The organism is Mesorhizobium robiniae, assembly GCF_040545535.1.
Lineage (GTDB): Bacteria > Pseudomonadota > Alphaproteobacteria > Rhizobiales > Rhizobiaceae > Mesorhizobium > Mesorhizobium robiniae.
In genome coordinates this window covers 299,913-315,404 of sequence record NZ_JBEPMC010000005.1, presented here as the reverse complement: position 1 = coordinate 315,404, position 15,492 = coordinate 299,913, and the positions used below count along the sequence as shown (strand labels likewise).

Annotated in this window: 14 protein-coding genes and 1 pseudogene; 12 read left to right on the top strand and 3 right to left on the bottom strand. The window is 61.9% G+C overall.

The features are described from left to right. Nucleotides 1–48: 48 nt before the first annotated feature. The 5 genes from ABID19_RS16305 (at nt 49) to glcF (ending at nt 4,201) form a co-directional block, all read left to right on the top strand. The gene (locus ABID19_RS16305; RefSeq protein WP_354492022.1) at nt 49–513 is read left to right on the top strand and encodes an endonuclease domain-containing protein; all 465 of its coding nucleotides are present in this window, start codon (nt 49–51) and stop codon (nt 511–513) included. Between the two features lie 109 nt (nt 514–622). Continuing rightward, a complete protein-coding gene (locus ABID19_RS16300) occupies nt 623–1,207 on the top strand; it encodes an ASCH domain-containing protein (protein ID WP_354492021.1) in 585 nt (194 codons plus the stop codon). Next, nucleotides 1,204–2,460, top strand: a complete 1,257-nt coding sequence (locus tag ABID19_RS16295; RefSeq protein WP_354492020.1) for an FAD-binding protein — start codon at nt 1,204–1,206, stop codon at nt 2,458–2,460. The genes ABID19_RS16300 and ABID19_RS16295 overlap by 4 nt, the downstream gene beginning before the upstream one ends. Beyond that, the gene (locus tag ABID19_RS16290; protein ID WP_354492019.1) at nt 2,457–2,858 is read left to right on the top strand and encodes a DUF4870 family protein; all 402 of its coding nucleotides are present in this window, start codon (nt 2,457–2,459) and stop codon (nt 2,856–2,858) included. Before ABID19_RS16295 ends, ABID19_RS16290 begins: the two co-directional genes overlap by 4 nt. An 11-nt stretch (nt 2,859–2,869) precedes the next feature. Then, nucleotides 2,870–4,201, top strand: a complete 1,332-nt coding sequence (gene glcF / locus ABID19_RS16285) for a glycolate oxidase subunit GlcF (protein ID WP_354492018.1) — start codon at nt 2,870–2,872, stop codon at nt 4,199–4,201. A gap of 18 nt (nt 4,202–4,219) precedes the next feature. On the opposite strand, the gene ABID19_RS16280 is transcribed toward glcF, so the two are convergent. Then, a complete protein-coding gene (locus ABID19_RS16280; protein ID WP_354492017.1) occupies nt 4,220–5,140 on the bottom strand; it encodes a bifunctional 5,10-methylenetetrahydrofolate dehydrogenase/5,10-methenyltetrahydrofolate cyclohydrolase in 921 nt (306 codons plus the stop codon). 275 nt (nt 5,141–5,415) lie between these two features. Beyond that, nucleotides 5,416–6,162, bottom strand: coding sequence for a L,D-transpeptidase (locus tag ABID19_RS16275; RefSeq protein WP_354492016.1), 747 nt, complete (start codon nt 6,160–6,162; stop codon nt 5,416–5,418). A 212-nt stretch (nt 6,163–6,374) separates the two neighbouring features. On the opposite strand from ABID19_RS16275, the gene ABID19_RS16270 reads away from it, so the two are divergent. Further along, entirely contained in the window at nt 6,375–7,010 is a 636-nt protein-coding gene (locus ABID19_RS16270) for a DNA-3-methyladenine glycosylase I (RefSeq protein ID WP_354492015.1), read from the top strand. Nucleotides 7,011–7,041: 31 nt separating this feature from the next. Here the strand turns inward: ABID19_RS16270 and ABID19_RS16265 are convergent, their stop codons facing one another. After that, nucleotides 7,042–7,293, bottom strand: a complete 252-nt coding sequence (locus tag ABID19_RS16265) for a hypothetical protein (RefSeq protein ID WP_354492014.1) — start codon at nt 7,291–7,293, stop codon at nt 7,042–7,044. A gap of 214 nt (nt 7,294–7,507) precedes the next feature. Between ABID19_RS16265 and hisS the strand changes: the two genes are divergently transcribed. The 6 genes and pseudogenes from hisS (at nt 7,508) to ABID19_RS16235 (ending at nt 15,350) form a co-directional block, all read left to right on the top strand. After that, nucleotides 7,508–9,184 carry a histidine--tRNA ligase gene (gene hisS, locus ABID19_RS16260; RefSeq protein ID WP_354492013.1) on the top strand — a complete coding sequence of 559 codons (1,677 nt, stop codon included), beginning with the start codon at nt 7,508–7,510 and terminating at the stop codon, nt 9,182–9,184. A gap of 175 nt (nt 9,185–9,359) precedes the next feature. After that, entirely contained in the window at nt 9,360–10,481 is a 1,122-nt protein-coding gene (locus ABID19_RS16255; protein ID WP_354492012.1) for an ATP phosphoribosyltransferase regulatory subunit, read from the top strand. Continuing rightward, nucleotides 10,478–11,179 carry an ATP phosphoribosyltransferase gene (gene hisG / locus ABID19_RS16250; protein WP_354492011.1) on the top strand — a complete coding sequence of 234 codons (702 nt, stop codon included), beginning with the start codon at nt 10,478–10,480 and terminating at the stop codon, nt 11,177–11,179. The genes ABID19_RS16255 and hisG overlap by 4 nt, the downstream gene beginning before the upstream one ends. Nucleotides 11,180–11,502: 323 nt before the next feature. Then, nucleotides 11,503–12,442, top strand: a pseudogene (locus ABID19_RS16245) (IS110 family RNA-guided transposase). Nucleotides 12,443–12,708: 266 nt separating this feature from the next. After that, the gene (locus ABID19_RS16240) at nt 12,709–14,475 is read left to right on the top strand and encodes an AMP-binding protein (RefSeq protein WP_354492010.1); all 1,767 of its coding nucleotides are present in this window, start codon (nt 12,709–12,711) and stop codon (nt 14,473–14,475) included. A gap of 218 nt (nt 14,476–14,693) precedes the next feature. Further along, nucleotides 14,694–15,350: a hypothetical protein gene (locus tag ABID19_RS16235; protein ID WP_354492009.1), complete on the top strand. Its 657-nt coding sequence runs from the start codon at nt 14,694–14,696 to the stop codon at nt 15,348–15,350. Nucleotides 15,351–15,492 lie beyond the last annotated feature (142 nt).

Genomic DNA, 15,492 nt, shown 5'->3' with positions numbered 1-15,492 from the left:
GTAGCGTCGCAGAATGGCGGTTCCTCGCCCCCGCGAAGCGGGGGAGAGGTGGCTCGGGCGAAGCCCGAGACGGAGAGGGGGGCGACCGATGCGCCGAGCCGGCGTTCACCGGAAAAGATCGCCCGCGCCCGCGCACTTCGTCGCGGCGACAATCAGGCGGAAGCGACCCTCTGGAATGAGTTGAAGGCCAAAAGGCTAGGCGGGTACAAATTCGTGCGGCAGATGCCGATTGGGCCGTATTTTGCAGACTTTGCGTGCCGGAGCGAAAAGCTGGTCGTTGAGCTGGACGGAAGCCAACATGCCGACAGTTCCTACGACAGGCGACGCGACGAATTCATGCGGAGTGAAGGGTTCTCGGTGATGCGGTTCTGGAACCTCGACGTACTCAAGAGCCGGACGAACGTTTGCGAGACCATTCTTGCGGCGCTGGAAGGGCGATTGGCCGAAGACGTGATCGCCTCGGACCTGAGGTTCGTTTTTACGCCCAAGAGGGTTGGAGGAGGCGCTCTATGATTGCCCCCTCTCCGTCTCGGGCTTCGCCCGAGCCACCTCTCCCCCGCGTTGCGGGGGCGAGGAACCCAAGTTCTGCCGCGCTTGTCCACATACCCGCGTGAGGCCTGAGTTGCTGTTCAAACAATCCTCGCTGGACAAAATCGCCCGCGGCGACATTACGCTCGCCTTTCGCCGATGGAAGCGGCCGACGGTTAAGGCCGGCACGAGGCTGCGGACGGCAGCCGGCGTCGTGCGCATCGGCAAGGTGGAACCGACAGACGAGGCTGGACTGACTGACGCAGATGCGATGGCTGCGGGTTACGCCGATCGCGCCGCCCTCCTTGCGGATCTCCGCGCCGGTGGTGACCGCAGCCTCTACCGGATTGCTTTCGACGGCATTGAGGTAGACGCACGGATTGGCTTGCGCAATTCGGGGGACCTGTCCGATGCCGACTGGCATGCGCTTGCGGCGCGTTTCGAACGCTGGGACAAGACCGCTCCTGGCTACTTCGCTGCGATACTCAGCTTGATCGCGAGAAACGCTGCCACATCAGCAGCGTCCCTCGCCGACAAATTCAGCGTCGAAAAGCCGAAATTCAAACAGGACGTCCGCAAGCTCAAGGAACTTGGCCTGACCGAGAGCCTTGATGTCGGTTACAAATTGTCGCCAAGAGGTGAGGCAGTTCTCGAAAGACTTCGGGAGCATAGGCTTTGACCACCTTCACCCCATCCACATCAGCCGAAGTCCTCTCCACCGTTGCCTGGGCCGCGGCGGAAGAATCGCCGCTCGAAATCCTCGGCCACGGCTCCAAACGCGACATTGGCCGGCCGCTGCAGACCGAACACACGCTCGACCTGTCGAAACTGTCCGGTGTCACGCTCTACGAGCCGGCCGAACTGGTGCTGTCGGCGAAAGCCGGCACGCCGCTCGCCGAAATCGAAAGCCTGCTTGCCGAAAACGGCCAGCAGCTTGCCTTCGAGCCACTGGACTATGGCCCGCTGCTCGGCGGCAAGCCGGGAAAAGGCACCATTGGCGGCGTGCTGGCGGCGAACCTTTGCGGCCCGCGCCGGCTGAAGGCGGGCGCGGCGCGCGATCATATCCTCGGCATCGCAGCGGTTTCGGGCCGCGGCGAGGCCTTCAAGTCGGGCGGTCGTGTGGTCAAGAACGTCACCGGCTATGACCTGTCCAAGCTCATGGCCAACAGCTGGGGCACGCTGGCTGTGTTCACCGACGTCGCCTTCAAGGTCCTGCCAGCCGCCGAGACCGAAGTCTCGCTCGCTCTGCGCGGCCTGCTCGACGATCACGCAGCAGCCGCCATGGCGCTGGCGCTCGGCTCCAGTGCCGAAGTGTCGAGCGCTGCCCATCTTCCCGAACGCGTCGCCGCGCGGGTCGCCGGCGGTAGTCTCGGTAGCACGGCCGCGACGCTGTTGCGCGTCGAGGGGTTCGGTCCGTCTGTTGCCTACCGCATTGCCGCGCTGAAAGATCTGCTCAGGAATGCCGGCCCGCTCGAGGAAATCTCGGGCGATATCTCGCGTTCCGTCTGGCGCGATATCAGAGATTGCGTGCCGTTTGCCGACGGCCTGGAAAAGCCGGTGTGGCGCGTCTCGATGGCGCCGGCGGAAGGCCACCAGATGGTGCTGGCGCTGCGTATGCAGGCGGCGGTCGATGCCTTCTATGACTGGCAGGGCGGATTGATCTGGCTGCGCATGGAGCATGGCGATCCCGAAGCCGATCTCCTGCGCGGACTGGTGAGACAGCATGGCGGCGGCCATGCGACGCTGGTGCGCGCCGCCCCGTCGCATCGCGCCGCTGTGCCGGTGTTCGAGCCGCAGGCGCCGCAACTGGCAGCATTGTCGGCGCGGCTCAAAGCCGAGTTCGACCCCAAGAATATCCTCAATCCCGGCCGTATGGCGCCGGCTGCAGGCTCTGCTACTCTTGGCTCGGCAACCGAGGGAGCAGCATCATGAGCGACATCAATCCAGGCCCGACCGATTCAGGCAAACCCGCGCCGCGCCAGACCGACCGCTGGCTGGAGCCCGGCCCGACCAACGCACTGGTCATATACATCCTCTATCTTGCCAGCCTCGTCATCGGCGTCACCGGCATTGTCGGCATCGTTCTGGCCTATATCAACCGCGGCAAATCAGGCGGCTTCGTAGAGAGCCACTACACATTCCTGATCCGCACCTTCTGGATCGGTCTGCTTTATGCGCTGGTCTCGGTTGTGCTGATGATGGTGGCGATAGGGGTCGTGCTGATGTTCGCCGTCGCCGTCTGGTTCATCGCTCGCTGCATTCTCGGCCTGCAGGCGCTGCAGCGCGGCGAGCCGGTCAAAAACCCGGAAAGCTGGTTTCTGGGATTATAGGATTCCTTTGCGTGCAGACAAATTTTTCGCTTGCCCAGCTTGCCGATCCGCATGTCGCGGAATCGGAAAAGATCCTGCGCAAATGCGTGCATTGCGGCTTCTGCACGGCCACCTGCCCGACCTATGTGACGCTTGGTAACGAGCTGGATTCGCCGCGGGGGCGGATCTACCTGATTAAGGACATGCTGGAGAACGGTCGCCCCGCCGACAAGGAGATCGTCACCCATATCGACCGCTGCCTGTCATGTCTCGCCTGCATGACCACATGCCCGTCGGGCGTCAACTACATGCATCTGGTCGATCATGCCCGTGCCCATATCGAGGAAACCTACAAGCGCCCGCTGCTCGATCGCCTGACACGCGCCATGCTGGCATTCGTCCTGCCTTATCCCACGCGCTTTCGCGCCGCGCTCAAGCTGGCGAAGCTCGGCCAGCCGTTTGCCGGTCTGTTCGAAAAGGTCTCGGCATTGAAGCCGCTGGGCGCGATGCTCAAGCTCGCTCCGGCGTCGGTTCCCGTCGCCTCGCCAATGGCTTCGCCGGGCATCCATGCCGGGCAGGGTGCGAGAAAAATGGGCCGCGTCGCCATCCTCACCGGCTGCGCGCAATCCGTACTCGATCCCGGCATCAACGACACGACGATCGCGCTGCTGACGCGGCTGGGCGTCGAGGTGGTCGTGCCCGAGGGCGAGGGCTGCTGCGGCGCGCTGGTGCATCATATGGGCCGCGAGGAGGCCGCACTTGCTGCGGCCAGACGCAATGTCGACGCCTGGACGCGCGCCATCGACCGGGGCGGGCTGGATGCCATCGTCATCACCGCGTCCGGCTGCGGCACCACCATCAAGGATTACGGCTTCATGCTGCGCCTCGATCCGGCCTATGCCGACAAAGCGGCGCTTGTGTCGGCTCTGGCCAAGGACATCACCGAATATCTGGTGGGCCTCGACCTGCCGGAACCCGTGCGCAAGCTGGGCACCATCGTCGCCTATCACTCCGCCTGTTCGATGCAGCACGGCCAGAAGATCACTCGTCAGCCCAAGGAGCTGCTGGCCAAGGCCGGCTTCGTCGTGCGCGAGCCGCGCGAGGGCCATCTGTGCTGCGGCTCGGCCGGCACCTACAACATCCTGCAATCCGAGATTTCGGCTCAGCTGCGTGACCGCAAGGTCAGGAATATCGAGGCGACCGGTGCTGAAATCGTCGCCACCGGCAACATCGGCTGCATCACTCAGATCGCCTCGGCTGCGAAGCTGCCGGTGGTGCACACGATCAAGCTGTTGGACTGGGCCTACGGCGGCCCGCAGCCGGAGGGCGTTCCGGAAAACAGGGCAGTCGTGGCTGCGGAGTGACGTGACTCCACACTGCTCTCACTCCGCTGCGAGCTTGTCCACCACGCCGTAGGTCGCCTGGTAACGCGCGCGTTGCCGGCTGAGCGCCACCATCGTGTTGCGCAAAAGGATCGCCACGGTGATGGGGCCGACGCCGCCGGGCACCGGCGTGATCCAGGACGCCACCTCCTTGACGCTCTCGGTATCGACGTCGCCGACGATGCGGCGTTCCCCGTCCGGTCCGATCTCGGCATTGATGCCGATGTCGATGACGGCCGCACCCGGCTTGACCATGTCGGCCTTGATCAGCCGCGGCTTGCCGACCGCGACGAACAGCGCGTCGGCGCGGCGCGCGTGCGCTGCCACCGAACGCGTCATGTGATGGCAGACCGTCACCGTCGCGCCTTCGCTCATCAGCAGGAAGGCGATCGGCTTGCCGACGATCTCGGAATGACCGACAATGACGACCTCGAGCCCCTTGAGATCGAGACCGGTTTCCTTGAGCAGTTCGACCGAAGCGGCGGCCGTGCACGGCGCAAGGTCGAGCTGGTTGTAGACGATGTTGCCGATGGAAGCCGGATGCATGCCCTCGACATCCTTGAGCGGATGCACCGCCGCCTGCAGCGTCTTGATCGGGATATGCGCCGGCACCGGCCGCTGGATGATGATGCCGGTGACGCGCGGATCGGCATTAAGGCCGTGGATCGCCGCTTCCAGTTCGCCTGATGTGATGTCGGCGGGAAACCGTCTTTCCTCGAAACCGATGCCGGCCAATGCCGCCTTGGCACGCTGGTTGCGCACATAGACGTCGACCGCTGCGGTGTCGCCGACAGTGATCGATATCAGTTTGGGCGGAAAACCTTCGGCGGTGGCGATCGTTGCATCCTCGCGAACGGCAGCGATGATGCGTTGGGCGACCGGGCCACCTTTGAGATAGCGGCTGTCGTCGGGCAGGGGCATGAGATTGGCCTTATCTGGAAGCGCTGCGGCCGACATAGCAAAAAAACGAGAAGAATGGCAGCGGGAATGCGAACCGCCATACCTTCAGCGCGACGTGCCGGCCAAGCCCGATCGTGTTCCAGAAACAGAAAGGGCAGCGCGGTTTGCCGCGCTGCCCTTTCTTGACCGGCCGCATCCCCACACGGCCCGTCCCCCGTTATCCCTGATCCAGAGTTGTCTGGTATCCCTGATCCAGAGCTTTTCTGGACAGAATCAGCAATAAAATCAACTGCAGATTATATCACGACAACCGTCGTGCCAACATTGACGCGTTCATAAAGGTCGACAACATCTTCGTTGCGCATGCGAATGCAGCCCGACGACACCGCGCCGCCGATCGTCCATGGCTGGTTGGTGCCGTGGATGCGGTAGAGCGTCGAGCCGAGATAAAGCGCGCGTGCGCCGAGCGGATTCTCGGCGCCGCCGGCGACATAGGTCGGCAGATAACGCCCCTTGGCGGCCTCGCGCGTGATCATCTCCGCCGGCGGCCGCCATTCGGGCCAGACCTTCTTCTGCGAGATCTTGTGCTTGCCGGCCCATTCGAAGCCTGGCTTGCCGGTGCCGACGCCATAGCGCCGCGCCTTGCCGTTGTTCTCGACCAGATAGAGAAAATTCTCCGTCGTATCGATGACAATCGTGCCCGGCTTGTGCGGGCCGTCATAAGCGACTTCCTGCGGCAGGTAGATCGGGTTGATCTGCGGGCGCGCGACCATGCGCTTCTTGGACGGCGCCTGCACCGCGGCCGTGTGCAGCTGAGCCGGTTGCGCCTGCCGTTGATAACGGCGCTGCGGCCTTTGCATCTCTTGCCTACCCTGCCGGACGATGCCCGGCGCGTGGCCAAGCTGCAGCACCCAGGGCGCCGAAAGGTCGGGACTCACCACCACCGGCGGCCTGTCGGCATAACGGTCGCGGGCACTGGAGGATGTAGCGGTGGCCGCCAGTACGGCTGCGGCGCCGAGCAGCGGGAACAAAAATGTTTTCATCGAAACGCACCTTGATCGTCGAACATGCCGGGGCGCAAAGGCGTCCCCGATCGCCCGGACATTGGCGCGAAGCGGCAACTGAAACATGAATCGGAATGCGTAAAATGCGGATGTGTCAGTAAAGCTTTCGGTGTGGTTACCGGCCGGTTCAGGAATCTGGTAAAGCCGGAGTAAAGCGGCGCAAAAGCGCATTAACGAAGTGGAATTCCGCCATGAATGAGAACACAGGCCTGCTCGCCGGCCCCGATGGTATCGCGCGCTGCTTCTGGCACGGCAATCTGCCGGACTATCTGCACTACCACGATCACGAATGGGGCCGGCCGGTCACCGACGACCGCAGGCTGTTCGAAAAGATCTGCCTCGAAGGCTTTCAGTCGGGCCTGTCCTGGCTGACCATATTGCGCAAGCGCGAGAATTTCCGCGAGGCGTTCGCCGGCTTCGACGTCGACAAGGTCGCCGCCTTCACCGACAAGGATGTCGAGCGCCTGCTCGGCAATGCCGGCATCATCCGCCACCGCGGAAAGATCGTCTCGACCATCAACAACGCCAAGCGTGCGCGCGAAATGGCCGACAAGGCCGGCTCGCTGGCCGCATGGTTCTGGAAGTTCGAACCCGGCCCGGACGAACGGCCCGAAATCGTCGATCTCGCCCATCTGCGCGCCAATCCCACCACGGCGGTCTCTGTGCGGATTTCGAAGGAGCTGAAGAAACGCGGCTGGAGCTTTGTCGGCCCGACCACCGTCTACGCCTTCATGCAAGCCATGGGGCTGGTCAACGACCATCTCGAAGGCTGCGTTTGCCGCGAACAGGTCGAAGCGGACCGCAAGGCGTTCAAAAGGCCGAAGTGAGCTTCCTCACGGTCGAAGTGGGCGACAAAACTCAAGCACCGCTGGCGCCGGCCAGAAAGAGCCCGGCGACGATGGCCGCTATCGTGGCAAAAGCCGGATAGATCACCAGCAGGCTGGTCATCAGCGCATCGCGCATGGTCGGTCCTGTACGCTCGTCCGCGGCGATCTCGAATGGCCCCGCCGTTTGGCCGGCCAATCCGGATGCATGGCCACCGGCCCGTCGCAGCCGGGGCAGGTCGGCGGCGCCGCTGTCTATGATGTCGAATTCCCGTGCCGTGATCATGGCCCGAACCTCTTGTTTCGGCGCGCTTTATCGGCTGCGATTGTGTCGGCACAATGCCGCGCTTATGGCGGAATTGTTTCGTTTTGGGTCCGGTTTGTTTCAGGAAACGTGCAAACGCTTGCCGCTCCCGGCTGCATCGGTTAGGACACCCGCGCCGTGGAAATCGGTTATTCACCGATCCACGGAGCACCACGAAACACCGGGTACCCATGCCATGGCCGACAAATCGGAAAAGACGAAAGCGCGGCTGCCGCGCGGCTTTGCCGACCGCAGCGCCGACGACATCCGTGCCGTCGAAAAGATGATGGCAACGATCCGAGGGGTCTACGAGCTTTACGGCTTCGAGCCGGTCGAGCAGCCGCTGATCGAATACACCGATGCGCTGGGCAAATTCCTGCCCGACCAGGACCGGCCAAACGAAGGTGTGTTCTCGTTCCAGGACGATGACGACCAGTGGCTGTCGCTGCGCTACGACCTGACCGCGCCGACGGCGCGTTTCGTCGCCGAGAATTACGAGCGCCTGCCGAAACCCTACCGCAGCTACCGCTCCGGCTGGGTGTTCCGCAACGAAAAGCCCGGCCCCGGCCGCTTCCGCCAGTTCATGCAGTTCGACGCCGATACGGTCGGCACGCCGGGCGTCGCGGCGGATGCCGAAATGGCAATGATGATGGCTGATGTGATGGAAGCGCTCGGCATCAAACGCGGCGATTACGTCATCCGCGTCAACAACCGCAAGGTGCTCGACGGCGTCCTGGAGGCAATCGGCCTGGGCGGTGATGAGAATGCCGGGCGCCGGCTGACGGTGCTGCGTGCCATCGATAAGCTGGATAAATTAGGGCCGGATGGCGTGAAGCTCTTGCTCGGCAAAGGGCGCTGGGATGGGGGCAAGGAAGGCGAGGGGGATTTCACCAAAGGCGCTGGGCTTAGTGAGCAATCGATTTCGGTTCTGGAACCAATTTTGCTTTTCCGACGCAATGCCGAAACAATAACAATTGCGATCGAGGGTGATGAGCCAAATAATCCAAGGTTTGAAGAGATCACCAGAGATCAGCTTCGAACGAAGAAACACTCAGACCAAGCTCAAACAATCATTGATGCCTTTGGAGCTGAGAACGCAAGCGCACTTGGATATATTAGGGCCGTTTTCTTCAAAGTTGGAGGCGATTTCTCGGCGAATATGTCTTCATATGACGGATACCGAGAGCTGTGCGATATAGCCGCGATGGCCCATGCTGCCGAGTATGGTGCTGATCGTGTTCTTATCGACCCCTCGGTCGTCCGCGGCCTCGAATATTACACCGGCCCTGTCTACGAGGCCGAGCTGCTCGCAGAAATCCCCAATGAGGACGGTCAGATCGTTCGCTTCGGCTCGGTCGGCGGCGGCGGGCGCTATGACGGCCTCGTTTCGCGTTTCCGTGGCGAACCGGTGCCGGCAACCGGCTTTTCCATCGGCGTCTCCAGGCTGATGACCGCGCTGAAGAACCTCGGCAAGCTCGACACGTCGGATGTGATCGCACCGGTCGTCGTGCTGGTGATGGACAAGGACACGGAAAGCCTCGGCCGCTACCAGAAGATGGTGGCTGAGTTGCGCGCCGCCGGCATCCGCTCCGAAATGTATCTCGGCGGCGCCGGCATGAAGGCGCAGCTCAAATATGCCGACCGTCGCGGTAGCCCGGTCGCCATCATCCAGGGCGGCGACGAGCGCGCCAAGGGCGAGGTACAGATCAAGGACCTGATCGAAGGCGCGCGTATGTCGGCCGAGATCGCGGACAACGCCGAATGGCGCGCCGCACGGCCGGCGCAGGTGACGGTGGCGGAGAGCGAGCTGGTTGGCGAGGTGGGGAAGATACTCGCGGCGCAGGCGGCCGATCGCGCGAAAGGTGGCGCTTGAACACCCCCCTCTGGCCTGCCGGCCATCTCCCCCGCAAGGGGGGAGATCGGCAGCGTCGGCGCCACTTGCCTTTCGACCCTGAAAGTAGGGCGAGGGCGGTGACGAGGGCGATCTCCCCCCTTGCGGGGGAGATGGCCGGCAGGCCAGAGGGGGGTGCCTCGCGCCCAACCGATCAATGACCTCCCGCTATCCCGCCATATCAGCCGACATCGCCAAGCTCTTCGCCACGCGCAACACCCATGCGGTGGAAGTCGCAGTGCTGCAGCCGGCCGACCCGTTTCTCGACATGGCCGGAGAGGATTTGCGCCGGCGTATTTTTCTCACCGAAAGCGAGACCGGCCAGACGCTTTGCCTGCGGCCCGAATTCACCATACCCGTCTGCCTCGACCATATCAGCTCGCAGGCCGGCACGCCGCGCCGTTATTCCTATCTCGGCGAGGTGTTTCGCCAGCGCCGCGAGGGCGCCAATGAGTTTTTCCAGGCCGGTATCGAGGATCTCGGCGACCGCGACACGGCCGCCGCCGACGCCCGTTCACTGGCCGATGCGCATGCGCTGCTTTCCCTGGTGCTACCGGCACGGCCTTTGACGGTCACGCTCGGCGACCAGACCCTCTTCGAGGCGGTGCTCGCCGCCCTCGGCCTACCGCGTGGCTGGCGCATGCGGCTGGCCCGCGCCTTCGGTTCGGCGGCGATGCTGGAGGCAGCGCTTGCCGACCTCGCCAACCCGCCGCGCAACGGTCAACTCGCCGGTGCGGTCGCTGCCCTTGTGCTCGATGGCGATCTGGAAGGGCTTTCGTCGCACATCGCCGGCGGCATGGAGCAGGCCGGGCTGTCGGCGTCGGCCGGACGGTCGCCGGCCGACATTGCGCGGCGTCTGATCGAGAAGGCCGAGTTGCGCAGCGTGCGGCTGTCCAACGAGGCGTTTTCGGCGCTGAAGACTTTTTTGGCGATCGACGTGCCGCTGGACGGAGCAGCAAAAGCGCTCGAAATCTTTGCGACCGGCGCAGGGCTTTCGCTGGGCGCGGCGCTGGACAATTTTTCCGCACGTGCAAAGTCGATCGAAGCTCTTGGCCTGCCAGTCGAAAAAATCCGCTACGATGCCGCCTTTGGCCGTCCGCTCGATTACTACACCGGCCTGGTCTTCGAGATCGCGGCGGAAGACGGCGAGCGACCTTTGGCCGGCGGCGGCCGCTATGATCGGCTGCTGACGCTGCTCGGCGCGAAAACGCCGATCCCCGGCGTCGGCTTTTCCGTCTGGCTCGACCGCATCGAAGCGCTGCGGGAGCAGGCGCCATGATCACGCTGGCAATCCCGTCGAAGGGCCGGCTCAAGGAGCAAGCGCTGGAGGTGCTGGCCAAAGCTGGACTTGCCGTCAACCTGCCCGGCGACGAGCGCAAATACCGCGCCCGCATCGAAGGCGTGGAAGCCGTCGAGGTGGCGTTCCTGTCGGCGTCCGAAATCGCAGGCGAGATCGGCCAGGGCTCGGTCGATCTCGGCATCACCGGCGAGGATCTGTTGCGCGAAAGCCTCGCCGACTGGGAGGCGCGTGCGGAGATTGTCGCCCGCCTCGGCTTCGGCAATGCCGATGTCGTGGTGGCGGTGCCCGACATCTGGCTCGACGTCGACACGATGGCCGACCTCGACGACGTTGCCGCCGACTTCCGCCAGCGCCACGGCAGGCGGCTCAGGATCGCCACCAAATACTGGCGGCTGACGCAGCAGTTCTTTTCGCAAAAGCACGGCATCCAGGTCTACCGCATCGTCGAAAGCTTGGGCGCCACCGAGGGTGCGCCGGCAGCAGGACTGGCCGATGTCGTCGTCGACATCACCACGTCAGGCTCAACGCTGCGCGCCAATCATCTGAAGGTGCTGGCCGACGGCGTCATCTTGCGCTCGCAGGCCTGCCTTGTTGCATCGAGGAAGACGCGTGCGGCTGCGGATGAAGCAGTGTTGCGCGACATCGCCGCGAAGATGGCGTTGGTGAACGCGGGCTGACGCGGACGACCTCTCAAGACCAGGGTTCCTCGCCCACCGCGAAGCGGGGGAGAGGTGGCCGCGAAGCGGCCGGAGAGGGGGCCTTCGTAGGGCGCAGTCCCCTCTCCGTCTCGGCTTCGCCGAGCCACCTTGTATCTACACGAGAGAGATTTCGTGGGATTAGAGCGATTGAGCCAAGGTCCGGGTAGCCGCCCGGACCTTGGCTTGGCGAAGTCGCCCGTACCACCTGAGGTTACAGCCGCGGGAGAGCTTGGGATCTTCGCCTTCATCACGCACGACCGAACAGTCGCTTGGTTCCAACCGTACGCACAAGGCAGGTTACCGTGAACAGGATTATTTGTGGAGTTGATGTTTCGAAAGATTGGCTGGACGCGCATGTCTGGCCTGGCGGAGCGGCAGCGCGCTTCGCCAACGACGCGGCGGGGATTGCAGCTCTTTGGCTGTTCTGCCGCAGCCATGGCGCAGCCCTTGCGGTGATGGAGGCTTCGGGCGGCTATGAGCGGCTGGGGTTCATGCTCTTGTGGGCGCACGGCATGCCGTGCGGCGTGGTCAATGCCAAGAGCGTACGCCGTTTCGCCGAGGCGATGGGCTATCTTGAGAAGACCGACAGGATCGACGCCGCTGTCATCGCCCACTACGGCGTAGTCAAGAACACGGTGCCGACGCCACCGCCAAGCGCTGCCCAGCAGCGGCTTGCCGCGTTGGTTGGCCGGCTTTGCCAGATTGTCGGCGATGCGACCATCAACAAGCAGCGTAGAAGTGCCGCACGCGACGCCGAGGTATGCGCCAGCATCGAGGCGATGCTGGTCTTCCTCAAGCGCGAGCAACGGCGCCTGGAAGGCGAGATTGCCTCGATGATCGATGACGATCCGCTGTGGGCCAGGCTGGAGCGGGCCTTTCGTTCGCTCAAGGGCGTCGCCGGACGCACCGTCGCCCGCCTGATGGCCGAACTGCCTGAGATCGGCCTCATCTCCAACAAGGCCATCGCCAAGCTGGCAGGCCTCGCTCCCTTCGCCAACGATAGCGGCAAGCGCACCAGCAACAGGGCATGTGCGAGGCGGACGCGCCGGGCCGCGTGGCATCCTCTTCATCGTCGCAGCCATCGTGGCCAAATTCGATCCTCATCTCAAAGCTTTCGCGCAACGGTTGCAACAGGCGGGAAAGCCAAAAATGCTCATCCGCATCGCACTCGCCAGAAAACTCCTGGTCATCCTCAATGCAAAAGCACGCGATGCGCGCAACGAGTTCGCCATTGCAACTTGACACCCCAGATAGTCGCTCTCCCCACTTTCGTGGGGCGAGGAACCCAAGCCGGCATGAAGGTACAGCAATTTTGTTCTTGCTTTGTGCCGGCAGCTATGCTACTAATTTCGCTATGGTGCCAATTGGCCCCGAAGACCCCGCCCTCTGTGGCGGGTTTTTTATTTTCGGCCTGGACAGGCGAGTTCCCACTCCGGCCATACCATCGACGGGATTTCCACCACCCCGGCAGGCTGATAGACTCAGGCTTGTCCGCGGAGGAGACGGCGATGCCGATCAATCTCGACGAGTTGAAGAATGCCACCAATCTGCGCGGCAAGCGCAATGGCGGAACCTTCATTGCGCCGGTCGACGGCCGGGCGCATGTGTCGGGCGAGCGCACCGTTCCGCTGCTGCAGCAGACCATCCCGGGGTTGCTTTCGGACACCGTCAGCAAATACGGCACGCTCGATGCCGCCGTTTTCGTAGAACAGGACAAGCGCTTCACCTGGAGCGAACTTTCGGACACGGTGGACGCGCTGGCCGCCGGCTTTCTGGCGCTCGGCCTGGCAAAAGGCGACAGGGTGGGCATCTGGTCGCCCAACCGCTGGGAATGGCTGGTGACGCAATTCGCCACCGCGCGCATCGGCCTGATCCTGGTCAACATCAATCCGGCCTACCGGCTGGTCGAGCTGGACTATGCGCTGAACAAGGTTGGTTGCAAGGCGCTGGTGACGGCTGCCAAATTCAAGACTTCCGACTATCTCGGTATGATCGAGACGCTGGCGCCGGAGATCGCGACAGCGCCGCCCGGCAAGCTCGACGCGAAGAAATTGCCGGCGCTGAAGATCGTCATCCGCATGGGCGAGGAGAATTCGCCCGGCATGTTCAATTTCGCCGACGTGCTGGCGATGGCCGGGCGCGACGAGCATGACAGCCTCGACCGCATCTCCGAGGGGCTGAAGCCCGGCGACGCCATCAACATCCAGTTCACCTCAGGCACGACAGGCGCGCCAAAGGGCGCGACGCTGACCCACAACAACATCGTCAACAACGGCAATTTCGTCACCTCGGCGATCAGGCTGAGCGTCGACGACCGGCTGTGCATCCCGGTGCCGCTCTATCATTGCTTCGGCATGTCGATGGGCACGATCGGCTGCGTCACCAAGGGCGCGACCATGGTTTTCCCCGGCGAGGGCTTCGACGCCGGCGCCACGCTGAAGGCGGTGACGGGCGAGCGCTGCACCGGCCTCTACGGCGTGCCGACCATGTTCGTCGGCATGCTCGATCATCCGGATTTCCAATCCTTCGATCTCACAAGCCTGCGCACCGGCATCATGGCCGGCTCGCCGTGTCCGATCGAGGTGATGAAGAAGGTGGTGTCGCTGATGCACATGGCGGAGGTGACGATTGCCTATGGCATGACCGAGACCAGCCCGGTCTCGTTCCAGAGCAGCGTCGACGATCTGCTGGAAAAACGCGTGTCGACGGTCGGCCGCATCCACCCTCATGTCGAGGTCAAGGCGATCGATGCCGACGGCGCCACCGTTGCGGTCGGCGCGCCGGGCGAATTGTGCACACGCGGCTATTCGGTGATGAAGGGCTATTGGGACGACGAGGAAAAGACCCGCGAGGCGATCGACGCCGACGGGTGGATGCACACCGGCGACCTCGCCACCATCGACGCCGAGGGCTATTGCAACATTGTCGGCCGGGTCAAGGACATGGTCATCCGCGGCGGCGAAAATATCTATCCGCGCGAGGTCGAGGAATTCCTCTACCGCCATCCCAAGGTCAGGGAAGTGCAGGTGTTCGGCATTCCCGACCCGAAATATGGCGAGGAGCTTTGCGCCTGGATCGTGCTGAAGCCCGGCCAGATCGCCACCGCTGAGGAGATCAAGGCCTTCTGCGCCGGCCAGATCGCGCATTACAAGATCCCGCGCCACATCCGCTTCCGCACCGAATTGCCGATGACGGTGACCGGCAAGCCGCAGAAGTTTCTCATGCGCAAGGCGATGGTCGAGGAACTGGGATTGGTGGCGGCGAAGACGGCTTGAGGGGGCACGTCCTAGCTTCGCCTTAGGTACCAGAGTCAGATCAATTCTGTGGCATTTTTGAGAGATTTTGTTTTCGAAAAATTGGCGGCTTAATGGGCAAGGCATCTAACAACTGGCATCTATATTGGGTCACTTCAGATGGGTACGAGGATTGTTTTGTTGCTGCAAAAAATAGCCGGAGCGCGCGCTGCGTTGAATGTCGCGAGAACGATTTTGAGTTGAGCGAGGTAATTGCGGAAAGGATTCTGTCTATCCCTGAAAAGGTTGTTAGAAATTATAAAAAGCAAGATCACTATAAGAAAAACCCATGGCCTTGGTACATTTATGGTAGGAGAATATTTAAAGACCTTGGCGCAGAATTCAGAAATATTGAGAGTAAGGAGGAAATGCTTCTATGCGATATTGTTTTCAGCGTCGATGATTACAGGCCATGTGGTATAGAAAAAGAGAGATCGATTGGACATAGAGCTGTAGACGAACTGCGAAGGGATCCAGGACTTTCCGATCTGGTTAACAATTATGATGAGGAAGACGTTTGGAATGGCCCCGTTATTCATATTGTAACGATGCTAGGTATGTGCTTAATAAGATGTCATCAAATAGAGAACTACATCGTAAACTCATTTTTACTGGGAATTTCAAAAAAACAAAAACTTAAATATAAGACGCTAGATGATTTAAAGGAGGGTTGGAAAAGGAAGACGCTCGGAAATATGATTGTCTCAATGGAAGAAGCTTGGGAAATTAATCCAATGGTAAAAGCTGGATTTCAACTTTTTTTGGAAATGAGAAACAGTTGGCCTTTTTGTACTTTTTCGATATCCATTCCCGTATCGTCAAGAGGGCATTCAAAGCTAGTTTTTACGCAAGTATAGAATTTGCCATACATCAGTGGGGACTGCCTGACGGGACTCCCAAGAGAATCTTAAATAAGAAGCAAAAAGAGGAATCGGGTCTATTCTTTGAATTCTTTACTATGAAAGAAGGTAACATATAATTGGTGTAGGTGAACTAGAG

What these genes read in the sequence shown, in the direction of transcription:
- ABID19_RS16290 (WP_354492019.1), top strand. Translation starts at nt 2,457, where the DNA reads ATGAGCGACATCAATCCAGGCCCGACCGATTCAGGCAAACCCGCGCCG.
- ABID19_RS16275 (WP_354492016.1), bottom strand. Translation starts at nt 6,162, where the DNA reads ATGAAAACATTTTTGTTCCCGCTGCTCGGCGCCGCAGCCGTACTGGCG.
- ABID19_RS16270 (WP_354492015.1), top strand. Translation starts at nt 6,375, where the DNA reads ATGAATGAGAACACAGGCCTGCTCGCCGGCCCCGATGGTATCGCGCGC.
- hisS (WP_354492013.1), top strand. Translation starts at nt 7,508, where the DNA reads ATGGCCGACAAATCGGAAAAGACGAAAGCGCGGCTGCCGCGCGGCTTT.
- ABID19_RS16280 (WP_354492017.1), bottom strand. Translation starts at nt 5,140, where the DNA reads ATGCCCCTGCCCGACGACAGCCGCTATCTCAAAGGTGGCCCGGTCGCC.
- ABID19_RS16255 (WP_354492012.1), top strand. Translation starts at nt 9,360, where the DNA reads ATGACCTCCCGCTATCCCGCCATATCAGCCGACATCGCCAAGCTCTTC.
- ABID19_RS16240 (WP_354492010.1), top strand. Translation starts at nt 12,709, where the DNA reads ATGCCGATCAATCTCGACGAGTTGAAGAATGCCACCAATCTGCGCGGC.
- ABID19_RS16265 (WP_354492014.1), bottom strand. Translation starts at nt 7,293, where the DNA reads ATGATCACGGCACGGGAATTCGACATCATAGACAGCGGCGCCGCCGAC.
- hisG (WP_354492011.1), top strand. Translation starts at nt 10,478, where the DNA reads ATGATCACGCTGGCAATCCCGTCGAAGGGCCGGCTCAAGGAGCAAGCG.